Origin of the sequence: Streptomyces sp. NPDC051214 (genome assembly GCF_040682375.1) — a bacterium.
In the GTDB taxonomy this organism is placed as follows: domain Bacteria; phylum Actinomycetota; class Actinomycetes; order Streptomycetales; family Streptomycetaceae; genus Streptomyces.
The window spans coordinates 38,883-52,274 of the sequence record NZ_JBFBAT010000002.1 but is presented as its reverse complement, the minus strand read 5'-3'; the positions used below and the strand labels follow the sequence as shown (position 1 = coordinate 52,274).

Here is a 13,392-nt window from a genome sequence, read left to right as displayed (position 1 = left end):
GCGCCAAACGCCCCTGATGCCAGGTTTCGTCAACATGAAGTCATTTGACATCACTTGTCGCCGAAACGGGCTGTTCGTCGGTCTCGCGCGGCGCCACCACCTTCGGCCTGCCGCAGTCGGCGCGGCCCTCGACGGGCTTGGGCAGCGGGACCCCGTCGACGCCACCGATCCTGTTCGCCCACCAGTTGGTCGTGCCGCGCACGAACGCCATGGTGAGGGCCGGGTAGTTCTTGGGGCGCTGGAACACGCCGACGGAGTCACCCCAGTAGGCGTGCTTGGCGTCGATGCTTCCGTAGGCGTGGCGGATGCCGTTCATGGGCGGGAAGTCCGTGTAGGCCTCGCGGAGTTCGAGCCGGGTGTAGGCGGCCAGGGCGCGGAACCCGTCGGGGTAGTAGCGCCAGCAGTCCTGCGCGTCGTGCACGTGGCCGCGCGAGGGCGCCGTCACGAAGGCGATGCCCTCCGGCTTCAGGACGCGGGCGATCTCCAGCATCGTCGCCCAGAAGAAGGGGATGTGCTCGAACGCCTGCCCGGAGATGACGAAGTCGGCGCTGCGGGACTTCAGGGGGATGCGGTACGGCTTCGTCATCACCGCGTCGACGTTGCGGCCGTCGAGCACGTCGACGCCCACGTACTCCGTGTCGCGCCCTTCGAGCAGGGTCTTGTGGGTGCGGGTCTGCCCGTCGGAGACCCGGGCCCCGAGATCGACCACCCGGTGGCGCTTCCCCGCGGGCATGTACTGCGCCACACAGAGTTCCATCTGTTCGTACGCGGACTGGTGCACGTCTCCTCCTACACAGGGGCCTGAACCGGGATCTTCTCGGCATCACACGCGTTTACCGTGTACCGACACAGCTGCGCCATCGGCGCGGAGTCCGCCGGGCGCACCACTTCCTCGCCGGTTCCTCGACGTACGTGTAGAGGGCCCACGACAGTGCGACGACCGTGACCCCGACGCCGAGCAGCGTGAACACCGCGACGTTCTCCGGCTGCGGGCGGCCGTAGGTGTCGAGGATCAGCCGGTTGACGGTCTGGTGCAGCAGATAGAAGGCGTACGACCAGAGCCCGAGCAGCACCATCGGGCGCGAGCAGAGCCAGCCGCGGTGTCCGGACAGCTCGCGCTGGACGTAGGCGGCGATGAACAGGACGGCGAAGAGCGCCGCGACCGACCGCAGGGCCCAGGTGAGCTGGCCCGCCGCGTACGGGCCGAACAGTTCCGCGCGGTGGCTGTGGACGACGGCGTACGCGACGAAGCAGGCGAAGAGCACCGGCGGGCTGAGGCGCAGGCGGTGCCCGCGGCGCAGGGCGAGCGCGCAGGCCATGCCCACGAAGAACTCCGGGAGCCGGGTCACCGGGTGCCGCATGACCCACTCGCTGGCGAAGGGCGAGAGGTGGGTGGCCGTCCACCAGTTGAGCGCCCACATCGCGACGAGCCCGCCGACGGCGAGCAGGGCGAGGGTGCGGGTGCGCAGGCGCAGGACGTGGCGGATCGCGAACGGGAAGAGGAGGTAGAAGAAGACCTCGACGCTGAGGGTCCAGGCGACGCCGTTGCCGGGGAACATCGGGGTGACGCCGGGGAACCACGTCTGCACCAGGAACAGCGAGGCGACGAAGCTGAGGGCGTCCGTCGGCACGCCTCCCCAGAGGTAGAAGACCCAGATGCAGGGCACGGTGGCGACCAGGTGGGCGGGCCAGATGCGGCCGAACCTGCGCCAGTAGAAGAGGCCGGCGCGGGCGCCGGGGCGGTGCCCCCAGGTGAGCAGGAAACCGGAGAGCACGAAGAAGAAGTCGACGCCGGTCGCGCCGAGGCGCGAGTACGGGAAGAGCAGCGGCGCGTGGGCGACGCCGCCGTACGCACTGAGCCCGGTGAAGTGGTGCACGAACACCGCGAAGGCGGCGAGGAAACGCATCCCGGTGAGGGAGTCGACCCGGGACTCGGGGGCGACGGGGGTGGCCGGCGCGGGGCGGGTCCTGGTCTGGCGCGGGAGAGCGGTCGTCATGCCTGCGCCCCCTCGCCCGCGCGCAGGGCGGGGCCGCAGCCCGCCGGCCGCATCTCGGCGACCATGGTGTCCAGGACCGGGCCCACGCGTGCGCGCAGTGCGGTGATCCGGGCCGGGTCGCGCACCGCGGCCGCCCGGACGTAGTCGCCGCCGTTGCCCTCGCGGTAGAGGGGGACGTAGCCCGCGGTGGCCAGACGGGGTTCGGTCAGGCCGGACTTGGCGGTCCAGGCGGCGTGCACGTGGAGCAGTTCGGGGCGTACCTCGTCCAGGACGTAGTGGCGCAGGGCGGCCGTGTCGCGGGCCGCGTACGCGTCGGCCACGCGGCGGTCGGTCAGGCCCGCGACGTCCACGACCCGCAGCCGTGAGGTCAGCAAGGTGCCGCCGAGGTCGGGCAGGGCCACGGTGGCGTCGCGCAGGCCCAGGTACGAGGCGTACGCGTTGAAGGTGTGGCCGTAGCGCTCGGCGACGTAGCACATGGACAGGGTCGGGCGGTCGACGAACCTGCCGTTCTGCGCGGCCTGTCCGGTGACCGAGAGCAGCAGGGCGCCCGCGAGCGCACAGCCGGTCAGGACGCGCGCGCGGGGACGCTCCGCGCGCCAGACGGTGGCTACGGCCAGCGCGAGCGCCGTGGCGGCGAGCACCCACACCGGGGTCGCGAAGCGGTACAGCGCCATCCAGTCACGGCCGAGCACGCCGTACGCCAGGAGGGTGAGGGCCAGCGGGACGAGCAGCGCGGCGAGGGCTCGGCGGGACGGTCCGGGGCGGGCGAGCGCGATACCGACGCAGGCCGCAGCGATCAGGGCGAGCGCCCAGCCGCCGTACGTCAACAGCTCACCGGCGGAAGCGAGTTGGCCGAGCCGTGGGGGCTGCTGGGCCTTGGCCACCGCCGTGTTCGGGACCCAGAGGCCGAAGGTCGCGCGACGCCACAGCAGGAATACCCCGTACGGCAGCGCGAAGGTGCCGCAGCTCAGCGCCGCCGCCCGCACGGCCCGCGCGAGGTGGTCCTTGCGCAGGAACAGCAGGACGGTGACCGGGTAGGCCGCGGCGAGCACCGCGCCGTCCGGGCGGGTCAGCGCGGCGAGCAGCGCGAGAGCCCCCGCGCTCGCGGCGACGGCGGGCCGCAGCAGGGCGCCGCGGACGGCCGCGCGGACGAGCAGGGCGCCGGTCGCGGCGGCGGTCAGCGCGTACAGCGGGTTCTCGAGCCCCGAGAAGGACCACGCCACGTACGACAGGTTCGCGGCGAGGACGGCGCCGGTCAGCAGCGTCACGGCCCAGGCGCGACCGGGCAGCACCGCGCGCGCCGCCACGGTCACGCAGGCCAGGACGCCCGCCGTGCAGAGCAGCGCGAGGGCCTTGGGGTAGAGCACCAGGTCGCTGACGCCCAGGAGCGCGCCGTGGTCGAAGAGGCCGAGCCTGCGGCCGACGACGAGCAGGGCGAGCCAGGAGGGGTTGGAGTACCCCTCGACGGGGTCGGCGCCCGGCTGCTGCACGGGGCCGAGGCCCTCGTCGATGCTCCGGGCGTAGGCGAAGGTGATGGCCGCGTCGTCCACGATCCACTGGCCGAGCGCGCTCGCACGCCAGGCGACGAGCAGGGTCGCGAGGGCGACGGCCGCGGGGTCGGCCCAGCGGCGAAGGGCGGCGGGGGCCGGCGTGCGGGCCGGCTCTCGGGCCGGCTTGCGGGCCGGGGACGGGGCTTCGGCCGGTGGTGCGGAGGGTTCCTTGCGGCGCTGGAACTGCGCGAGGGGACTGATCATTAAGGGGCTAACTTACACATATCGCCTCAAGTCACTCTCCCGTCCGCCACGCGGGTGACCCGTACGCGGCCTCACCCTGCCCCGGGGTGGACAACGGGCAAAGTGGCACAATGCACCACATTGGGTTCACGCCATGACCCCGGCCCTGCCGCCCGCGGCACGGCGGCTCCTCGCCACCGCACGGACCACCCGCTTCCGTGCGGAACGCGCCGCCGCGGGGCGGGCCGGTGGCGGGGCTCAGGCACTTCTGCCGCCCGTGCATCTGTCGGTCCGGGACAGCCGTACGCTCAACGTCGCCGTCGCCGCCCTCCCCGGTGAACAGGGCGAGGGGGCGCATCTGTTGATCTCGCGCGGCCACCGCAGGTTCCGCGTGCCGCTCGCCCTCGAACAGCACGCCCACGGTGGCCTGCTGCTCGCCGGGACGGCCACCTTGCGCGACCTGCGCGAGGGTGTCTGGCGGCTCACGGTGGTCACCGCCGACGCCCGTGGACGCGTACGACGGCGTGGCATCGGCATCGAGGCCGACGCCGAACTGCCGCCCACGCCCACCGTCCGCCACGCCCCCGACCCGCGCACCGGCACGCTCATCCGTGTCGTCCGGTGCCGCAGTGGGCGCGCGGTGCTTCAGGTGACCCGGTCCAGGCCGCGCGCCGAGCTCGTGCGGTTCGTGCCCGGCGGTGACGGCATCGTCGTGCACGGACGGCTCGTCATGGCGGGTCCCTCGCGGCGGTGGCGGGCGAAGGCGGTGCGGCGGCGGGACGGGGTGACCGTGCCCGTCGGGGCGGTGTGGGAGGGCGCCGAGTTCAGCTTCCGGCTGCCGCTCGGGGAGATGGCGGGGGCGAGCCCCGGGCAGTGGGTGTGGGACTTCCACGTGGAGGCGGAGACGTCCGGCGCCTCGCTCCCCCTGGGGCGCTGGCTCACCGACGTACGCGACCCCTCGGCCGCCTACCCGACGCCCTTCCGGGTCTTCGCCCTGCCGAACGGCGCCCTGATCCGCGCGCACGCCCACTTCACCAAGTCCGGCGCCTTCGGCCTGACGTGCTGGGACATCTCGAAGGAGACCTCATGAAGATCACGTACCTCCTCGGCTGGGGCGACGAGATGGGCGGCACCGAGCTGGCCACCTACACCCAGGCACAGCACCTCGCCGACCGGCACGACGTCGAGGTCATCTCCGTCTTCCGGACCCGCCCCGAGCCCTTCTTCCCCGAGGCCCGCAGCCTCCCCGTCCGCTATCTCGTCGACCGCACCACCTCCCCCGAGCGTCCGGTGCGCGGCTCACGCCTGGACGAGGCCGCCTGCCGCACCCTGGCCGCGCTGCCCAGCGAACTGATCAAGCCCGCCTGGGAGTCCGCCTTCGACCGGCTCTCCGACATCGAGATGGCCGCCGCCCTGACCACCCTGGACACCGACGTCCTGGTCACCACGACACCCGCCCTGATGGCCGCCGCCGTCGAGCTCGTCCCGGCCAGGGTCGTCACCGTGCACCAGGAGCACCGCCCCACCCAGCGCCGCGGCCCCTCCGGCGAACCCCTGCTCCTGCACGCGCCGCGCCTGGACGCCCTGGTCACGCTCACCGACCGCACCCGCGACTGGATCGCGGAGTCCCTGGGCGCCACCGCCCCCGAGCTCGCGGTCATCCCGAACGCCGTGCCGGACGGCTTCAGGCCGCGCGCGGACGGCGAGAGCAAGGTCATCGTCATGGCCGCGCGGCTCACCGGCGAGAAGCGCGTCGACCACGCCGTGCGCGCCTTCGCCGAAGTCGCCGACGCCTACCCCGACTGGACCCTGCGCGTCTTCGGCGGCGGCCACCGCGAGCAGAGCCTGCGCCGCCTCGTCGACGGCTTCGGCCTCCAGGACCGGGTCGAACTCCTCGGCCCCTGCCAGGACATGGCCGCCGAGTGGGCCAAGGCGGGGCTCACGCTGATGACCGCGGGGCACAACGAGGCGTTCCCGCTCGTGCTGCTCGAAGCGCTGGCCGCGGGTGTGCCGGTGGTCGCGTACGACGTCCTGACCGGACCCGCCGAGATCGTCAGGCACCGCGTCGACGGGCTGCTCGTACCGCCCGGCGAGGTACGCGAACTGGCCGCCGCGATGAGCGAGTTGATGGGCGACGCGGAGACCCGGCGGTCCTACGCGCGGGCCGCGCGCGAAGGCGTCTACGCCCGCTTCTCCTCCGCCGACGTCACGGCGCGCTGGCAGGAGCTGTACTCCCGGCTCGTGGCGCGGCGCGACGCCCCCGAGCGCCTCGACGACCGCGCGGACCGGGTGGCGCTCGGTGTCGCCTCCGGAGGCAGCGGCTTCCGCCCGACCACGCCGTACACCCTGGACGCACCGCCGAGCACCGAGGAGCGCGCCCGCGAGGACGAGATCGCCGCCGCCGACACCAGCGGCCTGCTCATCCGCTCGGTGGGCCGGCTGGCCGAGCGCCGTGACGACATCCTCGCGCCGGCCATGACCGACTGGAACCTCGAGATCGCGGCCACCGCACTGGAGTCGGAGGACATCCCGTACGTCCTCGTGCGCACGTCCGGCACCGCGCACACGCTCGCCGTGGCCGACGACGAGCGCGAGGGGGCGCTCAAGGCGCTCTCCGAGTCCCTGCACGGCCAGCCCGTCTACGCCGAACTGGTCCATCCCCGGGACGCGGCCCCCGGTGTCGTGCTCGCCGAGCGGCTCGACGGCATCGGCGAGGTCGCGGGCATCAAGCTGTTCAAGCCGGTGACCACGACGACGCTCTCCCTGCGCCACGGCGTCCAGCAGGCCTGCACGGTGGCGTTCTGGCCGCGGGTCGACGGGGCCGCCGGTCTCACCGGGACCGAAGCCCGGCGCGCGCCCTTCGGCACCACCCTCGCCGGGTCCGAGCTGCCTTCGCTCGCGCCGACCGCCACCCTCCGGGTGGGTGAGCGCACGTACCCCACGCTGGACGTCTTCGCCCAAGTCCTGATCGGTGACGTCGACTTCCCCGTCGACGCGGTCTACACGTGGGTCGACGACTCCGACCCCGAGTGGCGTGCCCGCCGCGCGGAGGCGCTCGGCGGGCCCGAGGACGACTCCTCGCCGGACCACGGCGCCGTCCGCTTCCGCAACCGCGACGAGCTGCGTTACTCGCTGCGCTCCCTCGCCATGTACGCGCCCTGGATCCGGCACATCTACCTCGTCACGGCGGGCCAGCGGCCGGCGTGGCTGGACGAGGAACACCCGGGCCTCACGGTGATCGACCACCGTGACCTCTTCGCCGATCCGGACGCCGCGCTCCCCACCTTCAACTCCCACTCCATCGAGAGCCAACTGCACCGCATCGAGGGCCTGTCGGAGCACTTCCTCTATCTGAACGACGACATGTTCCTCGGGCGCCCCACCACCCCGGAGACGTTCTTCCTCAGCTCGGGCACCGCCCGCTTCTTCTGGTCGTCGGCCTCGGTGCCCGCGCTGCCCGTGTCACCCGAGGACGAGGGCTACCTTGCGGCGGCGAAGAACAACCGGGAGCTGCTGCGAGCGGCGTTCGGCAGGACGGCGACCCACAGCTTCTTCCACGCCCCCTACGCCCTGCACCGCAGCGTCCTCGCGGAGCTCACCGAACGCTTCCCCGAGGAACTCGAGGCGACCGCGCGCAGCCGCTTCCGCTCGAACAGCGACCTCGCCCTGGTCTCTTCCCTGCACCACCACTACGCGTACCTCACCGGCCGGGCGGTGCCCGCCGGCATCGCCTACGACTTCGTGGACATCGGCACCCGCACCGACCACGCGCGCCTGGGCCAACTGCTCCAGGGCCGCAACAAGACGGCCTTCTGCATCGGCGAGTCCCCCGACAGCGAACTGACGGACGAGGAGATGGCCCTGGCCATGCGCGCGTTCCTGGCGGCGTACTTCCCGGTGCGCTCCCCCTACGAGCGGGGCTGACCCTCCAGGAAGAGCCGCCGCACCACCCTTTCGGCGGCTCCTCCGTCGTCGTACGGGCAGAACCGGTCCCGGAAGGCCGTGCGGAGCGCCGTCGCCTCCGCCGCGTTCCAGGACCCGTCCCGGAACAGCCTCACCAGCTCCTCCTCGTCCCGCGCCACCGCCCCCGGCGTCTCCCCCGGCCGTCCCGAGAGCAGGTCGAAGTACGTTCCCCGCGCCAGCCGGTAGGCCTGCCAGTCCGGGGCGTACGTCACGATCGGGCGGTCCAGGCAGGCGTAGTCGAACATCAGGGACGAGTAGTCCGTGACGAGGGCGTCGGCGGCCAGGCAGAGGTCCTCCACGCGCGCGTGGCCGGTGACGTCGATGAGCCGGGGGTGGGCGCGCAGGCCCGCGTCGGCGCCGTAGAAGTAGTGGGCGCGGACCAGGACCACGTACTCGTCGCCGAGCGCACGCACGAAGCGTTCCAGGTCGACGCGGGGCGAGAAGCCCTTCTGGTAGTCGCGGTGCGTGGGGGCGTAGAGCAGTGCCGTGCGGCCGTCCGCGATGCCCAACTCCGCGCGGAGGGCGGCGATCTCGCTCCTGCCCGCCGTGAAGTAGACGTCGTTGCGCGGGTAGCCCGCCTCCAGGGCCTCGTAGGCGGTCGAGGGGTAGACCCGTTCCCAGATCTCCGTGGAGTGCGGGTTCGCTGAGAGGCTGTAGTCCCACTGGTCGGTGTGGTCGAGGATCTTCTGGAAGCTGATGCCGTGCGTGCCCGCCGGGTAGCGGCGCTGGTCCAGGCCCATCTTCTTGAGCGGGGTGCCGTGGTGGGTCTGGAGGTAGACCTGGCCGGGGCGTTTGGTGAAGCCGCCGGGGAAGCTGGAGTTGTTGATCAGGTACGTCGCTCTCGCCATGGTCTGCCAGTAGTCGCGCGAGCCCTCGATGACGTACTCGACCCCGGATGGCACGCGGTGCTTGTTGCGGGACGAGACCACCCATACGCCCCTGATGTGCGGGGCCAGTTCGCGGGCCTTGGCGTGGATGGCGGCCGGGTTGCAGGAGATCCCGCGGTTCCAGTAGGCGCCGTAGACCGCGAGGTGGGGGTCGAGGGGGCGGCGCAGATCGGCGCGGTAGGCGAGGCGCATGGCTCGGGCGCGCAGCTTCTTCTTCTGCTGCTTGAGCCTGCGGGCGAGGCCACTCCTGCGGGACCGGCTCTTGCGGTGCGCCTCGTAGGCGGCGTACGAGGCGGTGGCCAGGGCGCGTTCCCCCGGTGTCGCCGCCGGGCCCGCCGGGCCGTACGTCCGGTAGAGGCGTGCCGCCCCGCGGAAGAAGTCCTTGCGGTCGCCCGGCGTGATGCGCCCCGCGTCGTCGAGCACGGCGAGCAGATGCCTGGCCGCGTGCGGGACGAGCCGGGCGCGGTCGGCGGGATCGGCCGCGGCAAGCAGTTCCTCGTACCGCCCGATCAGCGCGAAGTGCGCCCGGCCCGGCGTCTTGGCGAAGCTGCCGCCGCGCCGCTCGCGCCAGCGGACGCAAGGCCGGTCGAGGACGGCGGTGCGCGCGCCGGGGGCCAGGGTCGCGCGCCGCACCGGCACCACGTCCTCGTACGGGCCGTCGCTGAACGCGAGGCGGTGCTCCTGCCAGAACGCGCGCCGGTAGACGCGGTTCCAGGGGGCGACGGTGACGGCGAGGGGGTCTCCCGCGAGGTCGTCGCCTCCCGGGCGGACGTTCTCCCACCAGTCGACGCGGTCGTGGCCGAGGAGGAGGACGTCCGGGTCGTCCGCCGCGTCGAGGGCCTCGGCGATCGCCTCCAGGGCGCCCGGCAGGAGCAGGTCGTCGCCGTCGAGGAAGAGGAGGTGGGTGCCGGTGGCGCGGTCCGCGCCGATGTTGCGGGCGGGTCCTGCGCCCGCGTGGGCGGGGAGGCGTACGAGTTGCACGCGCGGGTCGCGCTCCGCACACTCCGCGGCGATCGCGGCGGACGCGTCGGGCGACGCGTCGTCCACGACGATCAGCTCCAGGTCACCGCCGGTACGGCAGAAGGCCTGTTCGAGCACGGAGTCCAGGCATTCCCGCAGGTAGCCCTGGACGCGATGGGCGGGGACGACAACCGAGAAGCGCGACATGCACACCGACGGTAGTCAGCCGGACACGCCCTGTCGAAGACCTCGCATCACTCATTGGGGTGAAGGGGGGCAAAGAAATTGACCGGAACGGGCAAAGGGGATGAATACGCCCGTACTCCCATGATTGCTCCCCCGTGAAAGGCCGGTCGCCGTGCAGCCCCGTCTCAGCGTCGTCGTGCCCATCTACAACGTCGAAGAGTTCCTGGAGGAGTGCCTGGAGTCGATCGCCGGGCAGACCATGGCCGACCTGGAGGCCGTGCTCGTCGACGACGGCTCGACGGACGGCAGCCCGCGGATCGCACGTGAGTTCGCGGCGAAGGACCCACGGTTCGTCTATGTGCGCCAGCCGAACGCGGGCCTCAGCGCCGCCCGCAACACCGGGGTGCGGCACGCGACCCCGACCGCCGAGTACCTGACCTTCGTCGACAGCGACGACGTCGTGCCGCACGACGCGTACGCCCGGATGACCGCGAGCCTGGACTCGACCGGGTCCGACTTCGCCAGCGGCAACGTCTGGCGCCTGAACGAGCGCGGCCGCCAGCAGGCCTGGCAGTACAAGTGGCTCACCGAACCGCGCTCGCGCACCCACATCAGCCGCGACCTGGAGCTCCTCGCGGACCGCGTCGCCTGGAACAAGGTCTTCCGGCGCGCCTTCTGGGACCGGCACGGCTTCACCTTCCCCGAGGGAAAGCTGTACGAGGACACACCCGTCATGATCCCCGCCCACTTCCTCGCGGGGTCCGTGGACGTGCTCAGCGACCACGTCTACTACTGGCGGGTCCGCGAGGGCTCGATCACCCGGCGGCGCACGGACGTCAAGGGCGTGCGCGACCGGATCGCCGCGTGCGCGCACGTCAGCGCCTTCCTCGCCGAACACGCGCCCGAGATGCGGGGGACGTACGACACCTCCTGCCTGCGCGACGACTTCGTGTACTTCCTGGAGGGCCTGCCGATGGGCGGGCCCGAGTACCGCGCCGCCTTCGTGAAGGGCGCCGCCGCCTTCCTGCGCCGCGCCGATCCGGGGGTCATCGCGGGCCTCCCGGTGTCCCTGCGGGTGAAGTGGCACCTCGTCCGCGAAGGGCGCACCGCCGACCTGATCGACCTGCTCACCTTCGAGCAGCGCAACAACAAGAACGCCTTCCAGGTCCGCGGGTTGGTCCGGCGCAGCGCCGCCTATCCGCGCGGTTCCGGCGGTCACATCCGGGTGCCGCAGGAGATCGCCCGGCTCGGGCGGGGCGAGCTGCCGGTCATCGCCCGGGTGCGGGAGGCCGGCTGGAGCCCGGACGGGCTGCTGCGGATCAGCGGATACGCCTACGTCCGCAATCTGGAGGCGACGCGTCCAGGGCACTCCGTCAAGGCCGCCGTCCTCAAGTCGACCAGCAGCCGCACCCAGTTGCGGCGGGTCGCCACCCGGACGGTCGCCGCCCCGCAGGCCACCGAGAACTCCCGTCAGCGGCTGCACTGTTACGACCTCTCCGGGTTCGAGATGACCGTCGACCCCGAGCAGCTGAAGACGGGCGGCCGGTGGCGGCCGGGCAACTGGCTGCTCGGCGTGGTCGTCGCGGGCCACGGCTCCGTGCGGCGGGCCGCGGTGCGCCCGCTGGACGGGTCGGCCGCGCAGTCGGTCGTGCGCGAACTGGGCGACGGGCTCCGCCTCGTCCTCGGCTTCAGCAAGGGCCGCCTGGTGCTGCGGATCCAGGAGTACGTGGCGCGGGTCGACGCCCACCACCGGGACGGCCACGCCATGGTCCTCAGCGGCCATCTGCCCAGCCATCTGCGTCCAAAAGCCCTGCGCCTGACGCACAAGCACTCCTCGGCGGAGTTCGACTACCCGGTCACGCTTCCCGGCGACGACCGCTTCGACGTCCGGGTGCGCCTCGCGGACTTGGAGGACATCGCACCGACCCCGCACCTGGCCCCCAAGGAGGTCGAGCCCCCGCACGGCGACCGCTGGCAGGCCAACCTGGTGCTGCCCGACGGCAAGCTGAAGTCCCTGGCGGCGGCCCTGGACCTGCCGCCGGGCCGCTACGCCTCCCACGCGGGCGGCCGCGAGCTGTGCGCGTCGGCGAACGACCTGGGCCAGCTGGTCGTCGAGCTGACCCGGCAGCCGATCGCCGACCGGGTGGCGTGGAGCACGGACGGCACGCTGACGATCGAGGGCACGGTCTCCGACGCGAGCGGGGACACGGCGGAACTGGTGCTCCGGCACAGCGGCAGGGACGAGGAGGTGACCGTCCCGGTGGAACGTTCCGCCGGGCGCTTCCGGGGCGTGGTGGCGCCCGGGGGCGGGGTGCTGCGGGAGGGGCGCTGGTACGCGTTCCTGCGGGATGCGCGAGGTGACGGGGGTGAGAGCGCCGCGCACGGTGCTTCGGGGGACGGCATGCCGGTGCGGCTGCTCGCCTCCGTGTCCGCCGGGTTCCCGCTCCATCAGACCGTGGACGGGCGGGAGTTCACCGTCGACCGCCGGTTCGGCGACCGGCTGCTGCTCGAAGCCGGGTCCGTGCTGGCCCGCGGCGAGCGGGGTGCCTACCGGCAGCACCGGCTGCGCACCGCGCACTATCCGCAGCAGCGCACCAAGCCCCTGCGGGACGCGGTGCTCTACTTCGACGGCGACTCGCCGCGCGCGGTCCACGAGGAGCTGGTGCGGCGCGGCGCGGACGTCGAGCACCTGTGGGTGACGCAGGACCAGCAGACGCGGGTGCCTGCCGGGGCGAAGGGCGTGGAGGAGCACAGCACGGCCTTCCACGAGGCGCTCGCGCGCTGCCGGCGCATCGTCACCGCGGGCCATCTGCCCGACTTCTTCGAGCGGCGGGACGGGCAGACCGTCGTACAGACCTGGAACGGGGCGCCCCTCAAGCGCATCGGCACCGACCTCACCGACACCCTCTACGCCGACCACGGCCACCTCGACGTCCTGCCGCGGCTCTCGCGCCAGTGGGACGTGCTCGTCTCCCCGAACCGCTTCTCGACCCCTCACCTGGGCCGTGCGCTCGCCTACGAGGGCGAGGTCATGGAGGCGGGCTCGCCCCGCAACGACGTGTTCTTCTCCGACGACCGCGCCAAGGTCGCCGAACGCGTGCGCCGCGAACTGGGCATCACCCCCGACAAGCGGATCGTCCTGTACGCGCCGACCTACCGGGACCACCTCGCCTACTCCCCCGGCCGCTTCCGCTACGAGCCCGCGCTCGACTTCGCCGCGGCGCAGGACGTGCTCGGCGGCGACCACGTCCTGCTCGTGCGCAAGCACCCGCTGACGGCGGGCCGGCTGCCCGGCGCCCGCGCGCCCTTCGTGCGCGACGTGTCCTCGCACCCCCGCACGGCCGAACTCCTGCTGATCGCCGACGTGCTGGTGACGGACTACTCCTCCCTGATGTTCGACTTCGCGCACACCGGGCGTCCGATGCTCTTCCACGCCTACGACCTGGAGCACTACCGCGACACGGTCCGCGGCTTCTACCTCGACTTCGAGACCAGCGCCCCGGGACCGCTGCTCGCCTCCACCGGCGAGGTCGTCGAGGCCCTGCGCGACCTGGACTCGCTCACCGCCCGGCACGCGGAGGCGTACGCGGCGTTCCGCGAGGCCTACTGCGACCTGGACGACGGGCGGGCGGCGGCCCGTGTCGCGGAGAGGCTCATGCGATGACC

7 protein-coding genes are annotated in these 13,392 nt (G+C 72.8%); 3 read left to right on the top strand and 4 right to left on the bottom strand.

The genetic code is table 11. The features are described 5' to 3' along the window. Nucleotides 1–40: 40 nt before the first annotated feature. From AB0M70_RS04695 to AB0M70_RS04685, 3 genes are read right to left on the bottom strand one after another with little or no spacing between them, the layout of a single operon-like run. Nucleotides 41–781, bottom strand: coding sequence for a methyltransferase domain-containing protein (locus AB0M70_RS04695; RefSeq protein WP_365816384.1), 741 nt, complete (start codon nt 779–781; stop codon nt 41–43). Between the two features lie 52 nt (nt 782–833). Then, nucleotides 834–1,997 carry an acyltransferase gene (locus AB0M70_RS04690; protein WP_365816382.1) on the bottom strand — a complete coding sequence of 388 codons (1,164 nt, stop codon included), beginning with the start codon at nt 1,995–1,997 and terminating at the stop codon, nt 834–836. Next, the gene (locus AB0M70_RS04685; protein ID WP_365816380.1) at nt 1,994–3,751 is read right to left on the bottom strand and encodes a hypothetical protein; all 1,758 of its coding nucleotides are present in this window, start codon (nt 3,749–3,751) and stop codon (nt 1,994–1,996) included. Before AB0M70_RS04685 ends, AB0M70_RS04690 begins: the two co-directional genes overlap by 4 nt. Before the next feature lie 133 nt (nt 3,752–3,884). Here AB0M70_RS04685 and AB0M70_RS04680 point away from each other — a divergent pair, with 133 nt between their 5' ends. Both AB0M70_RS04680 and AB0M70_RS04675 read left to right on the top strand, forming a co-directional pair. Further along, nucleotides 3,885–4,820 carry a hypothetical protein gene (locus tag AB0M70_RS04680; RefSeq protein ID WP_365816378.1) on the top strand — a complete coding sequence of 312 codons (936 nt, stop codon included), beginning with the start codon at nt 3,885–3,887 and terminating at the stop codon, nt 4,818–4,820. Further along, complete coding sequence (locus tag AB0M70_RS04675; protein WP_365816376.1) at nt 4,817–7,654, top strand: stealth conserved region 3 domain-containing protein; 2,838 nt, start codon at nt 4,817–4,819, stop codon at nt 7,652–7,654. Before AB0M70_RS04680 ends, AB0M70_RS04675 begins: the two co-directional genes overlap by 4 nt. Here AB0M70_RS04675 and AB0M70_RS04670 read toward each other — a convergent pair. Further along, nucleotides 7,639–9,747, bottom strand: a complete 2,109-nt coding sequence (locus AB0M70_RS04670; protein WP_365816374.1) for a bifunctional glycosyltransferase family 2 protein/CDP-glycerol:glycerophosphate glycerophosphotransferase — start codon at nt 9,745–9,747, stop codon at nt 7,639–7,641. The genes AB0M70_RS04675 and AB0M70_RS04670 overlap by 16 nt on opposite strands. A 151-nt stretch (nt 9,748–9,898) precedes the next feature. Between AB0M70_RS04670 and AB0M70_RS04665 the strand changes: the two genes are divergently transcribed. Then, complete coding sequence (locus AB0M70_RS04665) at nt 9,899–13,390, top strand: CDP-glycerol glycerophosphotransferase family protein (RefSeq protein WP_365816372.1); 3,492 nt, start codon at nt 9,899–9,901, stop codon at nt 13,388–13,390. The last annotated feature ends 2 nt before the right edge of the window (nt 13,391–13,392 follow it).